Below are 25758 nucleotides of genomic sequence, written 5' to 3' on the forward strand. Positions count from 1 at the left end.
GGGATTAGCTGAGGCCGGCCCGCCCGGAAAGCGTCCCCATGGAAACGAAAGCGCACGTTCATTGCTTAAATACTTTATTTTCAAGGCAGCTTTTTTTATAGGAAAAACCTGTATGTAGTAAGCTTGTTTTCGCAGAAAAGTCTTTCTTTTTGTTCAAATGCTGGAGCTGAAGAAGGTAACACCGGAAAGGCGACTCTTCGAAAGTGGAAACAGCCAACTGTCTACTTATATAGGAAGAATTACTTTGTAAACAGCCTGACAAAAAAGCAGCCTCAGCTGCTTTTTTTCTGCTTTCGGGCAACAGAAGCCTCTTTTTTCATAGCATTAATCTCTCCTCCGAGAAGAATCATGAGTGAAGTCAGGTGAAACCATACCATTAATGCAATAACCGTTCCGATCGTCCCGTATGTTGCAGAAAAGTCAGCAAACCCGCTTACGAACGCTGAGAAACCCCAGGACACAAGCTGCCATCCTGTCGTGGCAAAAATCGCACCGACATAAACGTCCTTAAAACGGAGCCTCATGCTCGGTCCGATCCAGTAGAGCAGAAGAAACACGGCAAACAAAATGGTGGAACTGATGAGCCAGCGGAGAAGGTCGACATCAAAAAGGATAATTTCAAGCTGAAGCCAGTCGCGTACGTGGATCCCGACAACCTGGAATATGAGAGCGAGAATTACTACGAAAAACATCGCGGTCGTAAGTGCAATGGCAATCAGCCTTCCGACCAGCAGACCGCGGTTTTCTGTAATATTATAGGCCAGATTCAGAGACTGAAGAATTGAGTTTAAAGCGAGAGAGGCCGTCCATAATGTAAACAGAGCACCGATGGAAAGAAGACCGACCTGGCTTTCCGCTGTAATGACGTTCCACTGATCTTCGATAACTTCCAGCACACCGGGAGGGACATAAGTGTTCTGCAGCAATACGTAGACATCTACGAAAGTGAATGGGAGGTAGGCAAGCAGACTGACAATGACGAGCAGGAACGGGAAAATAGAAAGCAGGAGAAAATAAGCGCACTGGGCACCAAGATTAATCAGTTCGTGATCGCGGAACCTGCGTCCAAATTCCTTTATCATTCTGCTCCCTCTTTTCTTATTAACGGTGCTCATCCTTTAATGCCCTTTTTAATCGCTCCAGACCTTCCTGCACGGTCTCTTTCGGACAGGCGATATTCATGCGCATAAAGCCGCTTCCGCCTTCTCCAAAGCTCGTTCCCGGATTCATAGCCAGCTTCCCGGTTTCCAACAGCTTTTTATTTAGAGCAGTATCGCTCAGTCCAGTTTCCCGGCAGTCGATCCAGAGAAGGTAGGTCGCTTCCGGTTTGAAAATTTTCACGTGAGGCAGTTCTTCTTTGAGGAAGGATTCGACAAGCTGAACGTTTTCCTCCAAATAAACGAGAAGCTCTTCCAGCCAGGCTTCTCCCTCTTCGTAAGCTGCTTCCATTGCTAAAATACCGAACGTATTTAAGGTGAAAAATCCGTTCTTTTTGTCGAGTTTTTCAATTTTTTTACGAAACTCCTCGTTTTCAGTGATAACGGCTGAAGCCTGCAGGCCGGCGAGGTTAAAGGTTTTACTTGGTGCAATTAATGTAATTGTCTGCTTTGATATTTCTGGTGAGAGGGAAGCAGCAGGAATCTGCTTGTGCGGCTTAAATACAAGATCACCGTGGATTTCGTCGGAAACTAGAATCACATTGTATTTGACGCACAGCGTTCCAATTTGTTCGAGCTCTTCCTTTGTCCAGACTCTTCCAACCGGGTTATGCGGATGGCAGAGAAGCATCATTTTCACTCCCCCGGCCAGAGCATCTTCCAAAGCTGTGAAATCGATACGGTAAGTGTCTCCACTTTCCTGGAGCGGGCAGTTAACCAGTTCCCGGTTATTTTCTTTCACCATCGAAAAGAAGGGAGGATAGACGGGAGACTGAACGAGCACTTTTTCTCCAGGCTCGGTCAGCGCCTGGACCGCTTTGGCAATGGAAGGCACCACCCCGTGGCTGAACTGAATCCAGTCAGCGTCAATGTTCCATCCCTGTCTGCGGAGTACCCATTCCTGAATCTGTTTTTTTACGTGCTCGTCGATATAAGTATAGCCGTAGATACCGTGATCAGCCCGCCGGCTGATGGACCTTGTGACAGCTTCAGGCGGATAAAAATCCATATCAGCCACCCACATAGGCAGCACCTGCTCATCGGTTTTAAATACTTCCTTAGTCCGGTCCCATTTAACCGAGTATGTATTTGTACGATTTATGTTTTCCTGAAAAAATTGCATGTCCAGCACCATCCTTGTAAGAATATGATCTGATTCTATTATACAGAAACAGCGGAGAAGGTGCGCGGATTGCGCATAATTATGCTAAAATGGCAGAATCGGAGGTGAAGGTATGGAGTGGATAAATGCCATTTATCAAGCGGCAGCTTTTCTTATAGTTATAACGATCCCAGCCCTTATTGTATATGGCTTTATTTTGATAAGACGGAGAAAGAGTCAGCTGAAACATCTCCAGGAACGTATGAATGATTTGGAAAAAAGGCTGGATAGGTAAAAATAATGAGGCCTGGAGGCGGAGCAAGTGGAATCTTTTCGATGGTTCATAGAATTTTCAAAACTGATATTTATACTATTTATTATAATGTTCGCCTACACATTGATAAATGCTTTTCTGCTGGAGGCGGCAGGGGGATTTGAAGTTCTTTCAGAATCCGGCTATGCGACGATTTTTTTCTTGTTGCAGACAGGGGGAATTCTCGCTTTAATGACTGTTTATTACCGAAACAGGCTGCAGCCGCATTCCCGGCTGAAACTGCTGGCGCAGGAGCCGCTTTCCAAAGCATGGACACGCAGGCTCTCAGCAGCTGGCATGGCTGCTATTGCGGCATCTTACGTAATTCTTCTCCTTGTGGCACTGGGATAGAAAAAAGACAAAAAAAAGAGCCCACTTCATAAGGGACTCAACCATTAACCTTTACTTTCCTGCTTCCCAAAGGGAAATCAGTAACAATCTTCGATTTTGAATCGTTGGAACGGAGCTGTAAAGGCGGCTATTCCGTGTGATTAATACGGATTAGATACTCAACGCATTTTGTACTGGAGAACGTGGGAAAAATCTGGCACGTTCCGACGGCACGGAATTAAAATGGCTGAGCCTCTTATGAAGTGGTGTCATTATTATAATACCCTGGATATTGAATATTAAACATATTTACCGCATAAAAGTCCCGTATTCAATCAAAGCTTTGGAATTAAGATGCAGGCAGTGAACGGTTTTCAGAAGCCTGTTCTTTTTTTACAAGTTTTTGAATTCAGTGATTTTTCACGTTTACCTACTATGAAAAATAAAACGCTGCTTTCTATTTTGTAAGGTAAAAGCTTTCACTGCTGTTATTATAGGGAACTCCAATTCAGCTCAGCTGTGGAGAAGGCCTCGGGGGATGTAAGGACGAGTCGAAGATTCATTCCCTCCCGGAAAACACCCCCATGGAAACCAAAACGGCTGTTTACAGAAAGGGAAACTAATTGTAATGAAATATTTTTAAAATATTTAGAATATTAAGTTTATAAATATTTCAGAAGGGTATATAAACAGTAATTCAATAATACAGATTCACATCACAGGAAACTCAGCCATCGCGTTGAGGCCATATCTTAATTTTGCAGAAAGCTGAAGAACAGCAGGATAATAAAACTTTTAAGTGATTAAAAGAAAATATCCTGATAGTTACCAAACTCTCAGTAAATTCTTAAAGGCAGAATGAAAAGCAAAGGAAAATCAAATGAATGATAAGAAATTGGAAAAGGATCAACTTCAAAATTTCTTTACATTTATTTTCCTGAGTGATGAGATGTGGAGTGCAGCTGAGGCTGATTGTTAAGCTGAAAGTAAGCAACTTAAATGGTGAATGCTTACAGCGGAAATTTAACAATGACAGCCAAGAAATGGTTGAGTTCCCTATGCTGTGAATCTTTTTGCTCTCTTGTTTTTTAAAAGCAGGAGATTTTTATTGTGGATTATTTTAACTGCAGCAGGGAAACTGATTCTGCGATATATTTACGAAAAAGTCCTTTTGCTGCAGGGGCCGCGAATTCTTTTGAAAAAAGTGTTTCTTTACTGGAAGGGAGAAACGACTTCTTCTGAAGGTGTCCCATCAACAGCAGAAGATGCGGCAAACAACGCTTTTCAGGACGCTGGTGTGCACCCGGAAAACTCCGGAGCGAAGGTCCGTGCGTTCTATATTCAGGGCAGCCTATGGAAAAGAAAGATAACCGATTGCAATATAGGATGGACCACAGAGAAGTGGAAAAAATCCATCTCGTGATAAGGGAACAGGAGGCTGGGTATGAAACGTGAAGTATATTTATTTATTGCTATGAGTCTGGACGGCTATATCGCTACAAAGGAGGAGTCTTTGGAATGGCTGTTTCGAAATGAAGGAAAAGAAGACAATGGATATGAAAAGTTTTTAGAGAAAATAGATAAAATAGTGATGGGAAGGAAAACGTTTGACTGGGTAATGAAAGAAACGAAGGGAGAGTTCCCATATAAGGATATGGATTGTTATGTATTTACAAGAAAAGCGAAGGATCCAGCTGGCAATATAACGTTCGTCCAGGATGATCCGGCCGATTATATAAAAAAATTAGCGGAAGAAGGGAATGTCTGGGTCGTAGGCGGGGGAAAACTGATTCTTCCTTTACTTGAAAAACGTGTTATCGATGAGATACAGATAGCGGTTGCGCCCGTCCTGCTCGGTGATGGAATCCCTTTGTTTCAGAAGGGAGCTTACGAAATGGATCTGGAGTTGTTAGGAGTAAGACAGTTTGATCACTTTGCCGAGATGCGTTACCGGTTTAAAAGTAAATAAGAAGCACCCTGCTGGCGATCGGTGAATTGGCCGGAACACTCCAGAAAAAAATCGTACAGATAAAAAGGCAGAAGACACCTGCATACAGCCGGTGTCTTCTGCCTTTTATGAATGAAACTTCTATTCAGTGAAACCTGCGGAAAAGCCGCAGGCACTCCAATAACAACACAGAGATTTAACAGAGACACTCATGCAAAAGCCCTGCACCATGATGGATGTAAATGGCCTTTTACAGGAATGGAACTTCCCCTCTAAGCAGGTGGAATGAAGGATGGTCAGAAGGGGTTTTCTTTATTGGAAGGCAGATGCTGCTTTGTCCTTTTACCGTAAGCTCTTGGGATTAGCTGAGGCCGGCCTGCCCGGAAAGTGCCCCCCTGGGAAACAAAAGCGTCCCTTTTTCACTTATCAAATTTATTTTCAAGGCAGTTTAAGAATTAAACCTGGATATAATCGCTTCTGCTGTGTGGAAGCCGGAGAGGGCAGCACTTTCAATTCTTGTTTTCCCGCTTTCATCCTCTTTTGTTAAAAAGCTGTCCCCGGCAACATATATCGGGTAGTCATCGAGCTGCAAATACGGTTGATTATACGTGTGAAGGGCTTCAGAGAATTTCCACCTTTTCAGCTGGGAAGATTTAATTCGGGCTTCTCTCAAATAGGGAGTAGCAGCTTCCTGAAGAGCCGTCAGTACTTCCTCATCGGATTTTTCGAAATGATTTGTACTCCAGTCACCGGTCATATAAACAGATAACAGAGGGACAGGGGAGATGCCTTTCTGATCATTCGCTGCTATTTTGTCGACACCCGGAGGCAGATCTTCATCGACGATGCCGTGAGTGCCGATTTCAAAAGCTTCTTCGAGTTCAAAGAGGCCTACGAAGCAGGGACGAAAAGAGCCTGCAGCTAAAGCTGCCTTTGTAGTGTCATTTAAATGTAAGGCTGAGTTCTCGATCAACTCAAGTGCCTGAGGAACCGGAGGCGTAATGACAGCGGCATCAGCGAAATAAAGCTCCCCATCTTCTGAAGCAAGCGTTACACTCTGCTTATCTGCCTCGATGCGGATAATTTTTTCCTGAAGAATCATATCGAGGTTTTCAGCGAGCACTTTTGCAAAGCCATTCATGCCGTCAACACCGGTATAGCGGGGATAGCGTCCGCCGAACCAGTGTTTGACAATGCCCTGTTCAAGCCAGGAATCTGTATATTTCTGCATTGTTTCTGAGCGGACGGTAAAGAACTGTGCGCCATGGTCGGCCTGCCCGCGGTTTATTCTGCGGGTAGCCATGCGCCCTCCGACACTGCGGCTTTTTTCTATAATAAACGGGGAGTGCCCGAGTTCTTTCAGTCGACCTGCGGCAAAAATTCCTGCCATTCCTCCACCTATAATTGCAATCTGCATGAAACAGCACCTCTTTTCTAATAGTTATGTTCCATTGTAGTTAATTATCAGCTGAAACGCATTCTTTTTGTATTATTAATTTCAGGCCAGCCTTCATTATAAATTTCGCTCCGGTTCCGCCGTTTCTTCCCGGGAACAGCTCCTATAAAGTGCGGAGCGGGAGGGGGAAAATTAGAATGTTGACTGGAAATAGGAGAATTGACAGGCGAATTAACAGCACCGGGAGGAATTGGCAGAAATTTCGGCTGAATCAGAAGAACTTTCCTGTCGATCATAAGAGCTTTCCCCTACATTAACAGAACTGCACGTCGAATTAAACGAACCTCTGCTCAGGTTCCAGGTTAAGTGCAAATGTCCCGTACGTGTTCTCTGAGAACGACTTCCTGTATACAGCTTTCTCTGAGAAAAATCTGTAGTGGAAGTGACTTTCCCGGAAAAAAAGCTGCCGGGACGAATCATCCCGGCAGCTTTTCTTGATTTATTCCTCAGTTTCAATCTGCCAGGCACCGTTACGGCGCGGATCACCGCCACCGTACATGCCTGTCGTGTTGCCGTTTTCGTCAAGAGTAATACCAAGGCCCTGAATACCGCCGTAGAAAAGTTCCGAATCATTTCCTACAACTGAGTAGCCCATATCGCGGAGCGACTGTGCTGTTTCTTCAGGGAAATCACTGTCTTCTACGTAAGTTACATCATTTTCATTATAAAAACGAGGATGTCGAATCGCTTCCTGAAGTGTCAAAGGCTCCCCATTGTCATTGAGTCCGTATTGATAGCGCATCACTGTCTGATAAACCATAGCCGGGATGCGGCGTCCGCCTGGAGAACCTACTCCAAGAACCGGTTTACCCTGTTCTTCAAAGATCATCGGTGACACGAACGTACGAGGTCGTTTTCCAGGAGCATAGCCGTTTAAAGCTGATGCGTCATCACCAGAAAAGTTGTTCATCTGGTTATTCAGGAAGATACCATCGACGTGGACGCCGGAGCCGTAGAATTCACCAAGAGAGTGCGTAGCGGAAACCATGCGGCCTTCCTGATCGACAATGACGAAGTGTGTCGTATTCCGGGAATCGGTTTCTTCAGCCGGGCTGTCAAACAACTCTTCGTCGGCATCTGTAATTTCCGCAGAAGAAATTCTTTCAAACATAACGTCTATTGCTTCGTCCTGCGTCAGACGTTCATGATCAATGTCGTGGAAAGCTGGGTCTGCCAGCGTATCCAGTCGGTAAGAATAAGCAGAGCTTGTCATTTCGTTAATAAGGTGCATGTAAGTGTCCTGGTGGTCTGGATCATTTACCAGTTCTTCAAGCGTGCCTTCTCCGCCAATCAGCTCCTGCAGATAGCCGCCCTGCTCAAGCCGGTCGGCCATTTGCAGGGCCTGTACTGCTACTGCACCAGAAGATGGGGAAGGGCCGCCGTGGACGATCTGATCGCCAATTTCGGCACTGACAGGATCACGTACATCGGCATTGTATGACATAAAATCTTCTTCAGTAAAATCTGTTTCTTCAGCAATGGAAGCGGCGATTTCACCTTCGTAAAATCCGGACGCGCCTTCTTCCTGAATAATGCGAAGAGTATTAGCAAGGTCGGGCTGAACGAGTGTTTCGTTAATTTCAAGCGTTTGACCTTCCGGATAGAAACGTTCCTGGTTTTCCGGACTCAGATCGAGCCGGCGGACTGCACTTCCTGTAGTCCGGTTGAAAACTTCCCCGACCTGAAAGCCCTCTTCTGCCGTTTCGATTGCATCGGTCATTAAGTCTTCCCAGGCAAGGGTTCCATAGTCGTTATAAATTGTTTCCATGCCTTTAACAAGTCCCGGAACGGCAGCCCCGTTGGCAGGCCACATACCGCTTTCCGGAGCCGATTCACGGTAGTCATAGCTCATAATACCGTCTTCCGGGTCGTGAAGCAGCATAACACCGCCTCCGCCGATTCCGGATCCGTAAGGCTCGACTACATTCAGCATAAAGGAAACGGCGACTGCAGCATCTACTGCGTTTCCGCCTTCTTCCATAATCTGCATGCCTACATCGGCAGCGAGTGGATGTATAGCACTTACTCCATAAACATTAACGGATGCTTCCTGGGTGCCGTCTTCACTTTCTTCGGTGTTGGAAGGATCGACTTCAACAGAATCAACCTGGCGATCCTGGAAGTCCGCTCCGGAATAAGGTTCGCGGAACGGATCAAACTCATCTGCAAAGTATAAGTTCCATGCCAGCAGGCCGACGAAGATGACCGCCGCGGAAATATGGGTCCATTTTAAGTACGGTTTGTAATTCATGACGTCGTATCTACTCCTTCCATAATTCCCGCAGCATCAAGATCAATTTTGAGACGTCCATTTTCGACATCCCAGTAATCAGAATCTATTTCTTTTCGAAGCGTCCGGAAAATGCGGAAATCCTGGTAAGATTTTAAAACACCAGCTGTTTCGCGCGGCATGGATTCACTGATGGAGAGAGGAACAAAAGAGACTTCTTTCGAACCGTCTTCCAGAAAATCAAGCTGGGCCATAGCCGATTCTTTCGTACGGGACCATCCCTGGTCGAAAACAAAGTTTCCGAGGCTGTTCATGACGAGGGAGCGGTGGCCGTCTCTTCCTTCGACAATGGATATCGGCTCGAGTACGTGGGAGTGGTGGCCGATAATCATATCGGCGCCATAATTGGTCATGTAGCGTGCGAGCTCTTCCTGACGCTCATTAAATCCCACCTGGTACTCAGCGCCCCAGTGAGTGTGAACCATGAGGACGTCAACCCCGAGTCCGCCGTCTTCCAGAGGAGCTTTTGCATCAAGCAGACGCTGTCTGAGTTCCGGAAGGTGGACATCGCTCGTAAAGACGCCGCCTACGTAATCAGAAGCACTGAAGCCACGGACAAAAACATCGGTAAAACCGATAATCCCAAATCGGACACCTGCTTCGTTTTCAAAAGTTTCCACCCGGGAAGCATCCAGCGCTTCCCGTTCTGAACCATCAGAGTTTTCGACCGGCTCGGGCTCGCTGAATTCTTCAGAAGCTTCTTCTTCTGATAAATACTCCTGCCTGTCCGGATAAGGATCAATGCCAAGAGCATCTCCGATACCAAGAAGTTCAAGGTTTGTTTGAGCACCGTGTTCAAGCGTCTGCTGAAGTGACAGGTCGCCATAGTCCAGCGCGTGGTTGTTCGCCACAGAAATGGAGTCAAATCCTGCCGCTTCGACAGCAGCAAGGGAATCGGGCTGGGCGTAAAAATGAATATTTTTATTGTGCAGCTCTGCATCTTCAATCTGTGCTTCTATTTCCGGATCCTCATCGTCAATGACGGGATTCTCAAAATTTCCTGTTACATAGTCCGAGTCGTCCAGAAAGGGCCGGACATAATTGAAAACGCGGTCGATATTCTCTCCGCTCTGATTAGCAGCGTCGAGGACGTGACGCCCCATCATCATATCCCCGACCATCGTCATCCGGTAGTCGACGTTATCTTCGCGTGTTTCTTCCGGCACTTCACCAGGAATAAACATGCTGTATCCGAAAAATGGAATGGCAATGACAGCGAAAACGATGAGGGAATCGCGGAGAGCTGTTTTTTTATGCTTGATCTGCATGAGCTTCATGCGTTCTTGAAACGTATATTTTCGCTCCATAATAAATGTTCACCTGCTCCTAAAATAAATGATAAACAGTAATAATCACGAACGTTGCGAAAGCAATGATAAAGGTGGATGAGAACGTCGGCAGAATCCCCTGTTTCTGAATCGAGTTGGCAATTAAGCCGGGGACAATAACCCCGATTCCTCTCAGCTCGAATATCTCAAACCCTACCAGTGGATAGGAAAAGTCCGTTGCCATCTTAAGTAATATACCGACAGCCAGCATGGCTCCGAATTTACGGCGGCCATAAAGAACAGTCAACCGGCCCAATACCTGTGTCACAATTAAGTATGTCAAAATGCTGATAGCAGCGACGACAACTAAGTACATGATCTGGTCAAATACGAGGGCAAGGTATCCCGGGACGACAAGACCCGCGGGTACAATTCCTGTTTTTTCTGCATACAGCAGAGACAATAAAACTCCAATAACAATCGCGATGTATAAGTCAGTACCAAACAAGCTCAGCCAGCTCCTTCATAAAATGTTTTTAATTCATGTCATATCTTACATATTCAAGAAAAAGAACCCTGAACATGGAGAGGAGACTGTTCCACGTTAAAGGAACAGTCTCGCTCGAACTCCCTTAATGCTGCTGTGCGAGCAGCCTTTCCCGGCTGGCCGATTTTTTCGGCACGAAATCCCGGGCTTTGATCTTTTCAGGCATATCACGCTGACGTTTCTTATCGAGCTTTTCGATTTCATCAGCAATTTCCTGGCCTCCGCCGTGGATATTGCCAATTCCATAAAGCAGAGTCTGCTCAGGCAGTCCCTGAATCGTTTTAATAATTTCACTTGTACTTTCTTTTTCCAGGTTAATCAGCTTGGAAGCAGGCAGTTTTCCTTCTTCATAAGCTTTGACAATTGGAGAAACACTTTTACCGACAAGAATAAGGGTATCCATTTCCATGTTCGGAAGAACTTCTTCAGCAAACTGGATGGAACGGTCGACCCGGTCATCACGGCAGTTCATGATAATTGCCTTGTGCTTCGAATCATAGTTTGAATCGAGTATTTTGTTCCAGATGTTCATTGTGGAAGTTGCATCATTTGCTGCAAATCCGTTAAAGAAAAAGCTCGGATCTTTTGCTTCGCCGAAGGTATGGATCCGCATAGCACCCGGATCTACAGGGGCATTAAGCATGCCGCGCATAGCTGTTTCACGGTCAATTCCGAGAATATCTGCAACAGCGATACCAATAGCAGCATTTTCTGCAAACATCATGTAAGGGAACTGCTGTAAATATTCCTCTTCAATACCTTCCGTGGAGAAAAAGACTACTTCTGTATTCCGGTTGGCAGCCAGTCTGCGGAAATATCTGGAGTATTTTGTGTCCGGCATGACGACATAGCCGTCTTTTGGAATCGTTCGTCCAAAAGCCTCTGCAATTTGATCGAGGGAAGGACCCATTACATCGAGGTGGTCTTCGACGATATTCGTAATAACCGTAATGTGCGGCTTCACGAAACTTTCTTCGAATACCTTTTGATATTCAGGGTTTACTGCCATACATTCAGCGACAAACGTATCGACACTTCGGCGTGCCACCTGCTCCGTAACAATTTTCTGTTCGGAAATGTTAGCACCCTGAAGGCTCCGCATGATCGGTTCTTCCTCGTCCTTATCCCAATAAAACAGGCGGGGGGAAGTGCCGGTCGTTTTTCCGGCCGTTCGCTGTCCGGCTTCTTTGGAAATTCCCATTAAAAGACGGGTAACCGTGGATTTACCCCGGATTCCATTTACAAGGATACGAGTGTCAACCCTGTCGATATTGCGATCCAGCTTTCGTTTCTCCCGGATGCCAATGTAAAGGGCAGGGATGGCGAGCAGACTCAAGTAAATAAATTCGTGCATATTCAGTTACCTCCTGTTTTTCTCGTTCAGCTTATTTTTTTGTGTGCAATACTGTATTTTCTATATGATTACCCCATTATTTTCAATTTTAATCTTTTTGCACCATTAGATATTATAACAGATCCATCGCGTAAAAGTAAGAGGAAGCGAACTTTCACAGAACGATCATTATTCCAATTATACACCTATACTGATACACTGAAACTGAAATAATGCAGAGGAAAATAAAAAAGTATCAAATAAAGTTAAAAAAGGAGACCGGTTATGGCTTCAATACTTATCATGACGGCGGTAGAAAAGGAACGTGAAGCAGTTTTGAAAGGGCTGGGAGATTTCCCTCCCGCAAAAACCGCCTTGTGTGGCTTTGGCCCCGTGGAGTCGGCGGTCAGGGCCTCAGCAATGCTTGCTTCCTGTAAGCCGGATCTGCTTGTCAACGCGGGGATAGCCGGCGCAATTCCGGGAAGAGCAGCTGTAGGAGAGACAGTTATCGGTGAAGAAAGTATTCTTGCAGATCTGGGCGCGGAATCACCTGAGGGCTTTTTAAGTGTGAAAGATCTCGGTTTTGGGACAGACAGGTGGTTCTCGCCTGAAGCCGGGAAAGTCATATCCCATTATACAAGGGGTAATGTCCATAAAGGGCAGATCCTTACATTGTCCACCGTGACAGGTACAGAATTAACTTTGGAAGAACTTAAAAAACGCTACCCGCATGCCCTGGCGGAAGCAATGGAGGGAGCGGGGGCCGCGGCCGCCGCGGCTTTTCACGGGGTTCCATTTCTGGAGATGCGCACGATTTCCAACCTTGCAGGACCTCGGGACCGGGGTGGCTGGGAACTCGATAAAGCACTGGAAGCACTAACCGATTCGATTCGTACTTTAAAGGAGGCTTTTTAATGAAAATTGCATTTTCCCCCTGCCCGAATGATACTTTTATCTTTCACGGGCTCGTCCATGGAAACGTTCCTGGAGCAGAAGAAACAGAGGTGACGTACGCTGATATCGACCAAACAAACGGGTGGGCAGCAGAGGAAAAGGGGCCGGAAGTCATGAAAATTTCTTTTGCCGCTTTTCCCTACGTTGCTGAAAATTACCAGCTTATTCAGTGCGGCGGTGCTCTCGGACGCGGATGTGGTCCGCTTCTGCTGACAAAAGAAAACCAGACAGCTGCAGACCTTCAAGGGAAAACAGTGGCAGTACCGAGTGAACGATCCACGGCTTATATGCTTTTCCGGCTCTGGCAGGCTCAGCAGCTTCCGGGTGAGAAGACGGCCATTCAGGTCATGCCTTTTGATGAAATTATGCCAGCTGTAAAAGACGGCAGGGTAGAAGCCGGACTCGTCATTCACGAAGCGCGGTTTACTTATGAAAAATACGGATTAAATAAGCTCGTAGACCTTGGGGACTGGTGGGAGGAAGATACAGGCGCCCCAATTCCGCTCGGCGCGATTGTTGCTAAAAACGAAGTGGACGGGGAAAAGCTTGCTGCATCGATACGGACTTCTTTAATGCAGGCTTGGGAAAATCCTGAAAAAACAACGGACTACGTCATGTCCCACGCGCAGGAGATGGCTCCGGAAGTAGCGGAATCGCACATTGAGCTTTACGTGAATGAATATTCTATGGCACTTGGTGGGAAAGGAAGACATGCAGTCGAATCACTGCTTTCCCGCGCAGCGGAAGAAGGACTCGTACCGGAAGTGAACTGGGAAAAGGTGTGGAGTAAAGAAAGCAAAGACCGGCAGTTATAAAAAAGTTCGGCAGGGAATTCCTGTCGAACTTTTTTATAACTGACAATGATACTCCAGCGCTACGGATTCAAAGCCTCATTCAGGGACCAATTTCAGAATCGTTGCTATATTTAATCGTGAAATGTTTAATTTCCAGGGAAATCAGGAATTACTTCCATATAATCATAATTAGAGGAGGAATCAGGATGAATGAAATGCAGAAAGATGAACTGACGAAAGCTCTGCACGACTGTATGGAAGCATGTAATCACTGCTATGATGCCTGTCTCGAAGAAGAAGATGTTAAAATGATGTCAGCATGTATCCGTCTGGACCGGGAGTGTGCGGACTTTTGTGGTTTTGTTGAACAGGCTGTTTCAAGGGATACGCCCTTTTTAGAAGAGCTCCTGAATGTTTGTGCAACGATATGTAAAGCCTGTGCAGATGAGTGCCGCGGACACAGCCACGACCATTGCCAGCACTGTGCACAAATGTGCGACAAGTGCGCAGAAGTGTGCGCCTCGTTTACTGCTTAATCCATACAGTGAAGAAAGGGCAGCTTTGAGGCTGCCCTTTTTACTGCGGTTTTTCTCTGCTCCAGTTGGGTTTCCACCGGCTTAAAATCAGCAGTGCCAGGGCCGCTCCGGCAGCGCTGCTGATAAAGAATCCCGGTAAAAAAGCAAGCACTGCAGCAGCTTCCCCGAGAAAGAACTGTACGATCGGAACAGCTATAATAGACCCGATAAGAGCTGTTCCGATGATTTCTCCGAGGGCGGCCATCCCGTTTTTCTTTTTCCAACGGTAGAATAACCCTGCCAGCAGAGCTCCGATCATACCACCCGGGAAAGCCAGAATAGTACCAAGACCCAACATGTTTCGCAGCAGCCCGATTACAAAGGCGATCATTACTGCAGGACCGGGTCCAAGAAGTACTGCGGCAAGGACGTTTACGGCATGCTGCACCGGATAGGCGCGGGCAATACCGGCAGGAAACCACACGAATGCCGCTCCCACAATACCGATGGCAGTAAACATCGCCATAATAGTTAATTTTTTTGTTTGATTCATGTCATCCCCCCTTTTGAAAATTTTTTGTTTACTTTTTAAAAGGCTGTCTTCATCGGCGCATTCCAGTTTCTACGATGTTCATTCTGACTAAAACTTAACATATTTTCCAGCGAAGATAAAAAAACCTCCTGAAGATATCTCAGGAGGTTTCAAAATTATAAGGGGACATCTTTTTTTTATAACATTTCTGTAAAAACAACAAGTCTTTCACGGTGCGTTCCGGCATTCCGGTCAAACTCCCCGGTACACGTAATAAGGTTCAGGTTCCTGGAAGAAGAAGAACCAAATACTGTATCAATTGGTGCGTCATCATAGGGGTAGGTTTCTTTATGAGTCACCACAAAGACAAGCTCTTCTCCCGATTCGTCCATTACCTTTATTTCGTCTCCGCTTTCAAGCTCTTTAAGGTCATAAAAAACAGCGGGTCCTTCACGGTCATCGACGTGACCGGCCAATACGGAATTACCTTGGGCTCCCGGTTTTGTTCCGGGTTCAAACCACCCGATATCATCACCATTATCAGGAACTGCCATGGCTCCGTCAGGCTCAAGACCCATGTTGTCAATCGGGGCATCAACTCCGATAGCAGGTATGACAAGGCGGGCAGGTTCCATCCCTCTTGACGTACTGCCGTATACGGGTTCAATCGGATCGGCAGAAGCTGGTTCATCGGAGGAAGAGTTCCCTGGTTCGTTATCCTGCTCTGAACTATCGGGGTCTTCCTGTGCCATTTGAATTGGTTCGACATCTTCCGTTTCTTCTGCCTGAGCACTTTCCATCTGCTGTTCATTATCTTCCGTGTCTAAGCGTCCCTCTTCAGCGCTACAGGCAGTGAAGAGGACCGTAGAGAAGATAAGAATCAGTTTATGCTTGAACTGCAAACTTTTTACGAAAGAGAATAGCTGCACCAAGTCCACCTGCAAGCAGGATCAATGTCAGAGGCAGTAAATTGCTTGACTGGGAAGCTCCGCCCATACCAGTTGCTGGCATTTCGTCCGGAGTGGAGTGGGCGTCATCTGCTACAACGACAACTTCAAGCTCATCCGCATCGGCACCTACAGCATAGACAGAGTAAGCAGTATCCGCTGCAAGCTCTGTACCAGAAAGGTCAAGCACAGCATCTTCTGTACCAGCAGCCCGGATTTCAAGGTCATAAGTGTCCGGGTCAAGCTCGAGGTAGTCAGTTACTGCAAAGAATTCAGCGCCTTCAAATAAGGAATCGCCGTCTACAAGACCAACATCAACTGCAGGAGCTCCAGGAGACATATGTCCAACACGAACCTTTGTCATTCCTTCAGCTACGGAGTTGTCGTCAGCAAAAGGTTGAAGAGTAAGGTTCTCAAGAGTATCCGTGGCAGCTACTGTATAATACGCGCCGCCTTCTACTGTAAGCGTTTCTTCAATAACAGGATCACCTTCGCCGTCTTCTCCAGCAGGGAAGATAGCTACTTCATGGTCACCGGCAGGCAGTTCAAGGTAATCAGTAATATCCTTGAAAGCAGCGCCTTCAACAGCAGCATCCCCGTTTACGTATACGTCAACTTCGGGTGCGTCAGGAGAAGCGTGGAGCACTCTTACCATAGCATTTTCGTCTTCTTCATGGCCGTCAGCAAAAGCCGGGGTGCCTACTAAACCGAAAACCAGTAACGTGATGAGGGCATAGATCATAACCTTCAAACTCTTCAACAAAATCATCTCCTTTTAAATTTTATGAATGTACACTGCTTGTACAAGTATGTACTAGAAGTGTACAACCATTGTATAGTATCTATACCTCCATTGCAAAAAGAATAAACATAAAATTTTTAAAAATTCTCACTACTTTTGAAAATAATAGTGGAGCACCTTGTCATTTAAAGGAAAAAGGGCTAAAGTACTTTTGAAAATTAAGTAAATAGTAGTGCGACTGGAAAGAACAGGATAAAGCTGTTAAAAGCAGTTTTCACTCCAAGTGTACACTGGCCTTGTACAATCCTTTAATTAATGGAAAGTTCCTTTAGAAAGTCATTTTCATTCATCGTCGTGCAGCGTTCCTGCCTAAGTGTCTCTGTTAAAGTCTCTTGTTGATATATATAAGAAAACTTCGTTTCAGCTCTGCCGTGGAGGAGATCTCCGGGTGGGCTGCACCCTGCGGGAAACCTCCTTCTTCCACGGGCATGTTTCCGCTTCGTTTTTATTCTCCGATACAGAAAGCCTGCTGGTTGAATCAAGAAGATACCAAGGTAAAAACCAGTGCCAGGGCAGAGACGCCTGCGGAAAAAGAAAGCGGGAAGATCCTCCCGGACGTCAGAGGGAGAGCTGAAGGCTTTCTCCGCGGCAGGCGGAGGAGCCGCAGGTACTCCAAAAACAACACGGAGCTTTAACAGAGACACTCATGCAAAAACCTTGCACTATGAAGGATGAAAATGCCCTTTTACAGGAATGGAATTTCCCATCTATAAAGATGGTATGAATGGTTTTCAAGAAGGGATTTCCTTTAATTAGATGGCAGATACTTCTGTATCTTTTTACCGTAAGCTGTAGGGTACATGGGGCGACTCCGGGGCGATGAAGGACGAGCTGAAGATCCATTCCGTCCGACCAAAGGGAGGACGGAATTAGCTGAAGCCGGCCCGCCCGGAAAGCGTCCCCATGGAAACGAAAGCGGCTGTTTAAAGAAGCGTAAACTAAAAATGGTGTTACAAATATAATAGATGTTTTATTTTCAAGGCAGCCTTTTTTTAAAAGAATAGATTATTCGGGATTCTAAAAAGGGATCCTTCGGTAAGAAGCCCTTCTCAGATTGCTATCAAAAGAGCTGTTGGCTGGTCTTTTATTTACAAAAAAACGACTGAATAAGCCGGGAATGGCGACTCCAGCAATATAAAGGACGATACGAAGAGCCATTTCTTACGACCTGTGGGAGGAAGAATTTAGCTGCGTCCGTCCATGCGCCCATCGGCAGTCGGATGCAGCTTCCCTGTAGGGCGCGGATGACCGGACTTTTCGTTAACTATTACTTTTTCAGCAGCCTACTCTTACGTTCGCAATGTTTGGCTCTCCTTCCTTATAAGATAGAAATCTTTCCAGGAAACAAAATAATTAACACTCTTACTTCAAAACGTTGCAAAGACAGGTTATTTTCGTTAGAATATAATAACGTGCAATAATCAAATATTCAGACGTTTTATTCTTATCAAGAGAGACTGAGGGACAGGCCCGATGACGTTTCAGCAACCAGCCTAACGGCAAGGTGCTAATTCCTGCAGGGAGAGCCCCCTGTAAGATAAGAAGATAGATCAGCGAATCTTCTTCTTTATCTTTTGGATAAGGGGGGAGTTTTTTTAATATGTGGACATGTTCATGCGCCTGGTTTTCCACAAATCAGCTGCTGCACACATCGTCCCTTTATAATGGAAGGGAAAGGGATCTATTTATGGCAGAAGAAAAACGTACATTAGAAACACAACTCGTGCAGGCAGGAAACAGGAGGGATCATGTTACCGGATCCGTTAACGCTCCCGTTTATTTTTCAACAGCCTATCGGCATGAAGGGATCGGCCAATCGACAGGATATGATTATTCAAGAACCGGGAACCCGACACGCGCTATTCTGGAAGAGACGATCGCCGATCTTGAAGGCGGAGCCCGCGGACTCGCCTGTGCCTCAGGGATGGCTGCAATCCAGACGGTTCTCTCCCTTTTCAGGCAGGGAGACGAAATTATCGCTACAAGCGATTTATACGGCGGCACTTACCGTCTTTTTGAAAACGGCTGGACGCACTGGGGGCTGACGTTCCACTATGCAGAGCCGCTTGATATAGAAACCTTTGAAGCAAAAATTAACGATTCCACTAAAGCGCTGTTTATTGAAACACCGACCAATCCGCTTATGCAGGAAGCTGATATCACGGCTTTTGCCGCTCTTGCTAAAAAGCACGATCTGCTTTTAATCGTGGACAATACGTTCTACACCCCGGTCATCCAGCGTCCTTTCGATGAAGGCGCAGATATCATCATTCACAGTGCATCCAAGTATTTATCGGGTCACAATGATGTTATTGCCGGACTCGTCGTCGCAAAAGATGAAAAAATCGGCGAAGATCTTTTCTACTTTCACAATAGTATAGGCGCTGTTTTATCTCCGCTTGATTCATGGCTCGTCATAAGAGGGATGAAAACACTGCAGCTCCGTATGGACAAGCACGAAGAGAATGCCAGAAAAGTAGCTGATTACCTTGAAAATCAGCCTCTCTGTACAGAAGTAATCTACCCCGGACGAGGAGGCATGCTCTCTTTTAGAGTAGAAGACGAGCATCTTGTTAATCCAATTTTACAGGGTCTGCGTATTATTTCATTTGCAGAAAGCCTTGGCGGAGTAGAGAGCTTAATGACTTACCCGGCTACTCAGACGCATGCGGACGTACCGGAAGAAGTAAGAATGCAGCTCGGAGTCTGTAACAGACTGCTCCGTTTTTCTGTAGGCATTGAATCCGCAGATGATCTGATTAAAGATTTAGATGAAGCGTTTGAACATGCGCTGGCAGAAAGGAAGGCTTAATTTATGACATTTTCCAAACAAACCTCTTTGCTTCACTCCAAACATAAAATAGACCCGAATACAGGGGCAGTCAGTGTCCCTGTCCAGCACGCTTCGACCTTTGACCAGCCGGATATTGAACAGTTTGGCAGATATGATTACGCCCGCTCCGGCAATCCGACGCGCGAGGCACTGGAAGAAATTATCGCCGATCTGGAAAACGGCTCCCACGGGTTTGCCTTTGCCTCGGGGATGGCGGCGATTTCAACGACGTTTATGATGCTTTCCTCCGGTGATCATCTCGTGATCACGGATGATGTTTATGGAGGCACGTTCCGGCTTACGACAAAAGTTCTGCACCGCCAGGGCATTGAACACACGTTTGTCGATATGACGGATCCTCAGGCTGTAGAAGAAGCCGTGCAGCCGAATACGAAAATGATCTTTATGGAAACACCGTCGAATCCAACAATGAAAATCACTCCAATTAAACAAATTGTAGACATCGCCAAAAAACACGGCTGTCTTACAGCGCTTGATAACACCTTTATGACACCCGTTCTCCAGCGTCCGATTGACCTCGGAGTGGATATCGTCGTTCACAGCGCGACGAAATTTATCGGCGGTCACAGTGACGTTGTTGCCGGACTTGCCGTTGTGAATGATGAAACTCTCGCAGGAGAGATGAAATTTCTGCAGAACAGTTTCGGAGCGATTCTTGGACCGCAGGACTGCTGGCTTATTATGAGAGGACTGAAGACTCTTCATACTCGCATGGAAGCTTCTTCTCTTTCGGCAGCAAAACTTGCTGAATGGCTCCTGGAACAGCCGGAAGTGGAACACGTGTACTATCCGGGGCTTCCTGAACACCCGGGTTATAAGATCAACCAGGAGCAGTCAGAAGGTGCAGGGGCGGTGCTGTCATTCCGGCTTCATGATAAAGAAGCGGTCAGAACCTTTGTTCAGGCTGTGGAAATACCGGTCTTTGCCGTAAGCCTTGGAGCAGTAGAGTCGATCCTCTCTTATCCACCGACCATGTCCCATGCGGCGATGTCCGATGAGGAACGAGATGCCCGGGGCATTACAGATGGAATTCTCCGTCTTTCTGTCGGTCTTGAAAAAACGGAAGATATTATGAAAGATTTTGCTTCCGCCTTCAAGCAGATCGGCGTGAAGGAGGAAAAGTAATGGATTTAAAAGAGCATCTGAAAAACGGTATCATCGTCGGCGACGGTGCCATGGGTACCTACCTCTATCAGAAAGGGGTCCAGGGCTGTTTCGAAGAATTGAACCTGTCAGACCCGGAACAGATTAAACATATCCATGAGCTGTACATTAACGCTGGAGCAGACATTATCCAGACAAATACCTATGCTGCAAACAGCAGCAAGCTCGCCCGTTACCAGCTCGGCGACTGTGTAAAAGAAATTAACGAAAAAGCCGTGGATATTGCGCGCGAAGCTGCGGCGGGAAAAGCGTTTGTCGCAGCGACGATCGGCGGGGTGGCGACGATGCACCAGGAAAAAATGCCGTTGGAAGAACGTCTGGAAAGCTTGAAAGAGCAGACAGACGTCCTGCTTGCTGCAGACGTGGACGGATTTTTGCTGGAAACATTTTATGATTTTGAAGAGCTGAAGGAAATTCTTCACTATCTGCGCAGCAAAACAGAAAAACCGATCATCGCCCAGGCCACGCTTGGGGATATCGGGGTGCTTCATACCGGAATGCATCTGCAGGAAGCACTGGAACAATTGGAAGAAATTGGAGCGGATGTTGCCGGCGTAAACTGCCGTATGGGTCCTTATCACATGCTGCAGTCGCTGGAAGAAGTTTCGCTGCTGGAGAAAGCCGGAATCAGCGTCTACCCGAATGCAAGTCTTCCCAACGTCCGGGACGGGCGGTTTTCCTATCAGTCCAACCCGACCTATTTTGGAGATATGACAAAAGCATTAGTGGAAGAAGGAGCTGTTCTTATTGGCGGCTGCTGCGGGACAACGCCGGATCACATTAGAGAAATTCGGGCTGCCATTGAGCGTGACAACCTTACACCGGTCAAGCAGAAGCAGGTGCGTACGAAAGCACGGCATCCCTTTGTGGAAGCGGAACCTCAGCTGCCGAAGCTGACAGACCTGAACGAAGGGGAAAAATCCGTTATCGTTGAGCTGGATCCGCCAAAAGCGCTTTCCGGAGTTCCTTCCTTTATGGAAGGAGCCAGAGCGCTGACAGACTCAGGCGTGAATGCCGTTACACTTGCGGATAACTCTCTGGCATCCGCAAGAATTGATAATCTCGCCCTCGGCACGAAAATTAAAGATGCCGGAGCGAGACCGCTGCTCCACGTAGCCTGCAGAGACCGAAACATCATCGGTCTTCAGTCTCATCTGCTTGGCATGCATGAACTTGGTATCCGCGACATTTTAGCGATTACAGGGGATCCTGCAAAAGTAGGAGACTTCCCGGGAGCTACTTCCGTTTACGATATGTCCTCCATGGACTTGATCCGCCTGATCAAACAGCTGAATCAGGGCCAGTCTTTTTCCGGTAAGGATCTCGGGGCCAAAACTTCCTTTACTGTAGGTGCTGCTTTTAATGCGAACGCGCGCAGACTTGACCGGGAAGTGCAGCGTCTGGAGAAGAAAGTCGAAGCCGGAGCGGATTACTTTATGAGCCAGCCTGTATACAGTTCAGAGCGGATTGAAGAAATAGCCGAAGCAGTCAAGCATCTCCCGGTTCCGGTTTATATCGGCATCATGCCTCTTGTGAGCAGTCGAAACGCCGAATTCCTTCATCACGAAGTGCCGGGTATTAAATTAACCGATGAAGTGAGAGAACAGATGAGAAGTCTTTCCGGGGATCGGGAAGCCAGTGAAAAAGAAGGAATCCGCCTCGCGACAGAGCTGATCGATACTGCGATGAAGCACTTCTCGACGATTTATCTGATTACTCCGTTCTTACGCTACAATATTACCGAAACGCTGACCCGGCATATCCGCGCCCAGGAAAAGAGAACTGCAGGAAGCCGCGGGTAGTGAATGCAGGAAGGAAGGGAAAACGAGCATGACATTATTTGAAAAAGAACTGCAGTCCCGTATCCTGCTGCTCGATGGAGCGATGGGGACGATGCTGCAGGACGCAGATCTCTCTCCGGAAGATTTCGGTGGAGAGGAATATGACGGGTGTAATGAATACCTGAACCTCGTCTCTCCGGATGTAATACGAACTATATACCGGGCTTATCTGGAGGCCGGGTCCGATATTATTGAAACAAATACGTTCGGGGCAACCTCCATTGTTCTTGCCGATTATGATCTTCAGGACGAAGCATATGAAATCAACGTCCGCGCCGCGGAAATTGCAGCGGAAGAAGCAAAGAAATTTTCCACACCGGAAAAGCCCCGCTTCGTTGCAGGAGCGATGGGTCCGACGACAAAATCTCTTTCTGTTACAGGGGGTACCACATTTGAAGAGCTCGCCGATACGTACTATGAGCAGGTCAGGGGCCTCGTCGATGGAGGGGCCGATCTGCTTTTAATGGAAACGAGCCAGGACATGCGTAACGTCAAAGCGGCTTACACAGCGATTGAACGGGCGGAAACGGAGTCCGGAAAGCGGATGCCTCTTATTATTTCCGGAACGATTGAACCGATGGGGACAACCCTTGCCGGACAGAGTATCGAGGCATTTTATATTTCCCTTGAACATATGAAGCCTACGGTTGTCGGACTTAACTGTGCAACGGGGCCTGAATTCATGCAGGATCACCTCCGCTCATTGTCCGATCTTTCGACGACTTACGTCCACTGTTACCCGAACGCGGGGCTTCCGGACGAAGAAGGCCACTACCACGAATCACCAGCTATGCTTGCACAGAAATTGGAAGGGTTTGCCGAAAAAGGCTGGCTGAATGTCGTCGGAGGCTGCTGTGGAACGACCCCGGAACACATCCGCGTCATGGCAGAAACCCTCCAGGGCTATGAACCACGTAAGCTTCAGAAGGATCACCCGCACGTCGTATCGGGTATTGAGCCGCTGATCTATGATGAATCGATGCGTCCGCTCATGGTAGGGGAGAGAACGAATGTTATCGGTTCCAAAAAATTCAAGCGTCTCATCGCTGAAGAGAAGTTCGAGGAAGCATCAGAAATTGCACGGGCCCAGGTGAAAAAAGGGGCCCACGTTATTGATGCGTGTCTGGCGGACCCGGACCGTGATGAAATGGAAGATATGGAAAATTTCCTTAAGCAGGTCATTAACAAAGTGAAAGTGCCGCTCATGATCGATTCGACGGATGAGCACGTGATTGAAAAAGCACTCACCTACTCCCAGGGAAAAGCGATTATTAACTCGGTCAATCTCGAAGACGGGGAAGAGCGTTTTGAAGCTGTTGCCCCTCTGGCAAGGCGTTACGGGGCGGCGCTTGTCGTAGGAACGATTGACGAAGAGGGCATGGGAGTCACCGCTCAGCGCAAGCTCGATATTGCGCGCCGTTCCCATAAACTGCTGACAGAAAAGTATGGCATTCCTGCGAAAGACATTATTTTTGATCCGCTCGTCTTTCCTGTAGGAACCGGGGATGAACAGTATATCGGTTCGGCGGAAGCGACCGTCCAGGGAATCCGCCTCATCAAGGAAGATCTACCGGAATGTTTAACAATTCTTGGTGTGAGTAATGTTTCTTTCGGTCTGCCGCCGCTCGGACGCGAAGTACTGAACGCGGCTTTTACTTATCACTGCACGCGTGCAGGTCTCGACTATGCAATTGTAAATACGGAAAAACTGGAGCGGTACGGTTCGGTATCTGAAGAAGAAAAAACCCTTGCCGATGAACTGCTGTTTGATACCAACGACGAGACACTGGCCACATTCACTGCTTTTTACCGGAAGAAGAAGCCAAAAGCGGAGCAGGCCCAGGCTACGATGACTCTGGAGGAGAGGCTGGCAGGCTATATCGTCGAAGGAACGAAAGAAGGCCTTTATGCAGATCTCGATAAAGCGCTGAAAGCATACGATGCTCCGCTCGATATTATTAACGGGCCGCTCATGACCGGAATGGACAAAGTTGGTAAACTGTTTAACGATAACGAGCTGATCGTGGCCGAAGTGCTCCAGAGTGCCGAAGCCATGAAGGCTGCCGTTGCCCACCTTGAACCCCACATGGAAGAAAAGAAAGATGACAGGGGCAAAGGGAAAGTGATTCTCGCCACCGTTAAAGGAGACGTCCATGATATCGGCAAAAACCTCGTCGAGATCATCCTGAAAAACAACGGATTTTCGATTGTGAATCTGGGAATCAAAGTAGCTCCAAATGAATTGATATCAGCTATCGAAAAAGAGGACCCGGATATGGTCGGCCTCTCCGGACTGCTCGTTAAATCGACGCAGCAAATGGTGATAACCGCCAATGATCTCCGGGAAAGAGGGATTAACATTCCGATTCTTGTAGGCGGGGCTGCCTTAACACGCCGCTTCACCGATACGAAAATAGCCAGAGAGTACGAAGGCATGGTTCTCTATGCGAAAGATGCGATGAACGGGCTGGATATTGCCAATAAGCTTGCGAAGCCGGCAGAACGGCAGGAACTGGCTCAGGCGACGGTGGATAAGCAGGAAAAAGCTCAGCAGCGGGCAGCGGAGGAACTGGAGAAAAAACAATCCCAGACCGCAACAGCGACAATGGAAGTTCCCGTGTCCGATGTGGCACAGGATGCTCCGCTTTACGTGCCGGAAGATTACAAGCCGCACATTCTCCGGGATTACAAACTGACCCACCTTTATCCGTATGTGAACATGCAGACGCTCCTCGGCTCCCATCTTGGACTCCAGGGAAATGTGAAACGGAAGCTCGACCGAAAAGACGAAAAAACGGAAGAGTTAAAGCAGCGCGTAGACGACTTTTTAGAGAAGGCAGACAAGGAACAGCTGCTTCAGGGTCACGGCATGTATCAGTTTTTCCCTGCCCAGTCGGACGGTGATTCTGTCATTGTGTATGATCCGGTCGATACGGATCGTGTGCTGGAAACCTTTACGTTCCCCCGACAGCAGAAACCACCTTATCTCTGTCTTGCAGACTTTCTGCGTTCGAAAGAGAGCGGGGTCATGGATCACGTCGGGTTCCTCGCTGTGACAGCCGGTAAAGGCGTTCGTGACTTGGCCGAAGCATCCAAAGAAGCAGGGGATTACATGGACAGTCATTTGATTCAGGCAGCAGCTCTGGAGCTTGCAGAAGGCTTTGCGGAGCGAGTCCACCAGATGATGCGTGATAAATGGGGATTTCCGGATTCTCCGGATTTCACGATGCAGGAACGTTTCTCGGCAAAATATCAGGGAGTAAGAGTGTCCTTCGGGTATCCTGCCTGTCCGAATCTGGAAGACCAGGAAAAACTGTTTAATCTGATCCAGCCGGGGACGATTGGGATGGAGCTGACCGACGGCTACATGATGGAACCGGAAGCAAGTGTTACCGCGATGGTATTTGCCCACCCGGAAGGCCGATACTTCAGCGTCTGATGACAGGAAGACTGGCACAGCACGTGCGGAGCCGGACAAGGCGTTAAAAAGCCTGTTAGACGGGGATGTGTCTAACAGGCTTTTGGCCGTGCGAAGCCGTGCTCTTATCCTTATGGGACAGCTCCTTTTAAGCTCTGGAAGCCCTTTTACTCAATTCAATATATTTCTTATT

20 protein-coding genes and 1 riboswitch are annotated in these 25758 nt (G+C 47.3%); of the genes, 10 read left to right on the top strand and 10 right to left on the bottom strand.

What is annotated here, in order from left to right:
• Positions 1-272: 272 nt before the first annotated feature.
• Positions 273-1082: a YihY/virulence factor BrkB family protein gene (locus FTX54_RS03220; protein WP_187254669.1), complete on the bottom strand. Its 810-nt coding sequence runs from the start codon at positions 1080-1082 to the stop codon at positions 273-275.
• Between the two features lie 19 nt (positions 1083-1101).
• Entirely contained in the window at positions 1102-2280 is a 1179-nt protein-coding gene (locus tag FTX54_RS03225) for a MalY/PatB family protein (protein WP_187254668.1), read from the bottom strand.
• A gap of 301 nt (positions 2281-2581) precedes the next feature.
• Here FTX54_RS03225 and FTX54_RS03230 point away from each other — a divergent pair, with 301 nt between their 5' ends.
• From FTX54_RS03230 to FTX54_RS03240, 3 genes are all read left to right on the top strand, one after another.
• On the top strand, positions 2582-2923 hold the full coding sequence (locus tag FTX54_RS03230) for a hypothetical protein (RefSeq protein ID WP_147805074.1): 342 nt from the start codon (positions 2582-2584) through the stop codon (positions 2921-2923).
• A 1087-nt stretch (positions 2924-4010) separates the two neighbouring features.
• Positions 4011-4325, top strand: a complete 315-nt coding sequence (locus tag FTX54_RS03235; protein WP_147805073.1) for a hypothetical protein — start codon at positions 4011-4013, stop codon at positions 4323-4325.
• A 21-nt stretch (positions 4326-4346) separates the two neighbouring features.
• Complete coding sequence (locus FTX54_RS03240) at positions 4347-4871, top strand: dihydrofolate reductase family protein (RefSeq protein WP_147805072.1); 525 nt, start codon at positions 4347-4349, stop codon at positions 4869-4871.
• A gap of 427 nt (positions 4872-5298) precedes the next feature.
• On the opposite strand, the gene FTX54_RS03245 is transcribed toward FTX54_RS03240, so the two are convergent.
• The 5 genes from FTX54_RS03245 to pgsB form a co-directional block, all read right to left on the bottom strand.
• On the bottom strand, positions 5299-6267 hold the full coding sequence (locus tag FTX54_RS03245; protein ID WP_147805071.1) for an NAD(P)/FAD-dependent oxidoreductase: 969 nt from the start codon (positions 6265-6267) through the stop codon (positions 5299-5301).
• A 478-nt stretch (positions 6268-6745) separates the two neighbouring features.
• A complete protein-coding gene (locus FTX54_RS03250) occupies positions 6746-8557 on the bottom strand; it encodes a gamma-glutamyltransferase family protein (protein ID WP_147805070.1) in 1812 nt (603 codons plus the stop codon).
• Positions 8554-9903, bottom strand: coding sequence for a CapA family protein (locus FTX54_RS03255; protein ID WP_147805069.1), 1350 nt, complete (start codon positions 9901-9903; stop codon positions 8554-8556). Before FTX54_RS03255 ends, FTX54_RS03250 begins: the two co-directional genes overlap by 4 nt.
• Before the next feature lie 19 nt (positions 9904-9922).
• Positions 9923-10372 carry a poly-gamma-glutamate biosynthesis protein PgsC gene (gene pgsC / locus FTX54_RS03260; protein WP_147805068.1) on the bottom strand — a complete coding sequence of 150 codons (450 nt, stop codon included), beginning with the start codon at positions 10370-10372 and terminating at the stop codon, positions 9923-9925.
• Between the two features lie 124 nt (positions 10373-10496).
• On the bottom strand, positions 10497-11753 hold the full coding sequence (pgsB, locus tag FTX54_RS03265) for a poly-gamma-glutamate synthase PgsB (RefSeq protein WP_187254671.1): 1257 nt from the start codon (positions 11751-11753) through the stop codon (positions 10497-10499).
• Between the two features lie 276 nt (positions 11754-12029).
• Here pgsB and FTX54_RS03270 point away from each other — a divergent pair, with 276 nt between their 5' ends.
• The 3 genes from FTX54_RS03270 to FTX54_RS03280 all read left to right on the top strand — a co-directional run bounded on the left by FTX54_RS03270 (position 12030) and on the right by FTX54_RS03280 (position 14028).
• On the top strand, positions 12030-12659 hold the full coding sequence (locus FTX54_RS03270; protein ID WP_147805066.1) for a futalosine hydrolase: 630 nt from the start codon (positions 12030-12032) through the stop codon (positions 12657-12659).
• The gene (locus tag FTX54_RS03275) at positions 12659-13513 is read left to right on the top strand and encodes a 1,4-dihydroxy-6-naphthoate synthase (protein ID WP_147805065.1); all 855 of its coding nucleotides are present in this window, start codon (positions 12659-12661) and stop codon (positions 13511-13513) included. Before FTX54_RS03270 ends, FTX54_RS03275 begins: the two co-directional genes overlap by 1 nt.
• Positions 13514-13698: 185 nt before the next feature.
• Entirely contained in the window at positions 13699-14028 is a 330-nt protein-coding gene (locus FTX54_RS03280; RefSeq protein WP_147805064.1) for a four-helix bundle copper-binding protein, read from the top strand.
• 40 nt (positions 14029-14068) lie between these two features.
• Here the strand turns inward: FTX54_RS03280 and thiW are convergent, their stop codons facing one another.
• The 3 genes from thiW to FTX54_RS03295 form a co-directional block, all read right to left on the bottom strand.
• The gene (gene thiW / locus FTX54_RS03285; RefSeq protein WP_147805063.1) at positions 14069-14560 is read right to left on the bottom strand and encodes an energy coupling factor transporter S component ThiW; all 492 of its coding nucleotides are present in this window, start codon (positions 14558-14560) and stop codon (positions 14069-14071) included.
• Positions 14561-14736: 176 nt separating this feature from the next.
• On the bottom strand, positions 14737-15468 hold the full coding sequence (locus FTX54_RS03290) for a class F sortase (RefSeq protein ID WP_187254667.1): 732 nt from the start codon (positions 15466-15468) through the stop codon (positions 14737-14739).
• A complete protein-coding gene (locus FTX54_RS03295; RefSeq protein WP_147805061.1) occupies positions 15425-16255 on the bottom strand; it encodes a DUF4397 domain-containing protein in 831 nt (276 codons plus the stop codon). Before FTX54_RS03295 ends, FTX54_RS03290 begins: the two co-directional genes overlap by 44 nt.
• Positions 16256-17729: 1474 nt before the next feature.
• A riboswitch (SAM riboswitch) is annotated at positions 17730-17832 on the top strand.
• Between the two features lie 143 nt (positions 17833-17975).
• Between FTX54_RS03295 and FTX54_RS03300 the strand changes: the two genes are divergently transcribed.
• From FTX54_RS03300 to metH, 4 genes are read left to right on the top strand one after another with little or no spacing between them, the layout of a single operon-like run.
• The gene (locus tag FTX54_RS03300; protein WP_147805060.1) at positions 17976-19100 is read left to right on the top strand and encodes a methionine biosynthesis PLP-dependent protein; all 1125 of its coding nucleotides are present in this window, start codon (positions 17976-17978) and stop codon (positions 19098-19100) included.
• 3 nt (positions 19101-19103) lie between these two features.
• Positions 19104-20267, top strand: a complete 1164-nt coding sequence (gene metC / locus FTX54_RS03305; RefSeq protein WP_147805059.1) for a cystathionine beta-lyase — start codon at positions 19104-19106, stop codon at positions 20265-20267.
• Entirely contained in the window at positions 20267-22108 is a 1842-nt protein-coding gene (locus tag FTX54_RS03310; protein ID WP_147805058.1) for a bifunctional homocysteine S-methyltransferase/methylenetetrahydrofolate reductase, read from the top strand. Before metC ends, FTX54_RS03310 begins: the two co-directional genes overlap by 1 nt.
• Positions 22109-22136: 28 nt before the next feature.
• Positions 22137-25586 (top strand): methionine synthase, encoded by a 3450-nt coding sequence (gene metH / locus FTX54_RS03315; protein WP_147805057.1) that lies wholly within the window; start codon positions 22137-22139, stop codon positions 25584-25586.
• The last annotated feature ends 172 nt before the right edge of the window (positions 25587-25758 follow it).

The organism is Alkalicoccus halolimnae (assembly GCF_008014775.2).
Classification (GTDB): Bacteria; Bacillota; Bacilli; order Bacillales; family Salisediminibacteriaceae; genus Alkalicoccus; species Alkalicoccus halolimnae.

What these genes read in the sequence shown, in the direction of transcription:
- FTX54_RS03220 (WP_187254669.1), bottom strand. Translation starts at nt 1,082, where the DNA reads ATGATAAAGGAATTTGGACGCAGGTTCCGCGATCACGAACTGATTAAT.
- FTX54_RS03225 (WP_187254668.1), bottom strand. Translation starts at nt 2,280, where the DNA reads ATGCAATTTTTTCAGGAAAACATAAATCGTACAAATACATACTCGGTT.
- FTX54_RS03240 (WP_147805072.1), top strand. Translation starts at nt 4,347, where the DNA reads ATGAAACGTGAAGTATATTTATTTATTGCTATGAGTCTGGACGGCTAT.
- FTX54_RS03245 (WP_147805071.1), bottom strand. Translation starts at nt 6,267, where the DNA reads ATGCAGATTGCAATTATAGGTGGAGGAATGGCAGGAATTTTTGCCGCA.
- FTX54_RS03250 (WP_147805070.1), bottom strand. Translation starts at nt 8,557, where the DNA reads ATGAATTACAAACCGTACTTAAAATGGACCCATATTTCCGCGGCGGTC.
- FTX54_RS03255 (WP_147805069.1), bottom strand. Translation starts at nt 9,903, where the DNA reads ATGGAGCGAAAATATACGTTTCAAGAACGCATGAAGCTCATGCAGATC.
- FTX54_RS03270 (WP_147805066.1), top strand. Translation starts at nt 12,030, where the DNA reads ATGGCTTCAATACTTATCATGACGGCGGTAGAAAAGGAACGTGAAGCA.
- FTX54_RS03275 (WP_147805065.1), top strand. Translation starts at nt 12,659, where the DNA reads ATGAAAATTGCATTTTCCCCCTGCCCGAATGATACTTTTATCTTTCAC.
- FTX54_RS03280 (WP_147805064.1), top strand. Translation starts at nt 13,699, where the DNA reads ATGAATGAAATGCAGAAAGATGAACTGACGAAAGCTCTGCACGACTGT.
- thiW (WP_147805063.1), bottom strand. Translation starts at nt 14,560, where the DNA reads ATGAATCAAACAAAAAAATTAACTATTATGGCGATGTTTACTGCCATC.
- FTX54_RS03295 (WP_147805061.1), bottom strand. Translation starts at nt 16,255, where the DNA reads ATGATTTTGTTGAAGAGTTTGAAGGTTATGATCTATGCCCTCATCACG.
- FTX54_RS03300 (WP_147805060.1), top strand. Translation starts at nt 17,976, where the DNA reads ATGGCAGAAGAAAAACGTACATTAGAAACACAACTCGTGCAGGCAGGA.
- metC (WP_147805059.1), top strand. Translation starts at nt 19,104, where the DNA reads ATGACATTTTCCAAACAAACCTCTTTGCTTCACTCCAAACATAAAATA.
- FTX54_RS03310 (WP_147805058.1), top strand. Translation starts at nt 20,267, where the DNA reads ATGGATTTAAAAGAGCATCTGAAAAACGGTATCATCGTCGGCGACGGT.
- metH (WP_147805057.1), top strand. Translation starts at nt 22,137, where the DNA reads ATGACATTATTTGAAAAAGAACTGCAGTCCCGTATCCTGCTGCTCGAT.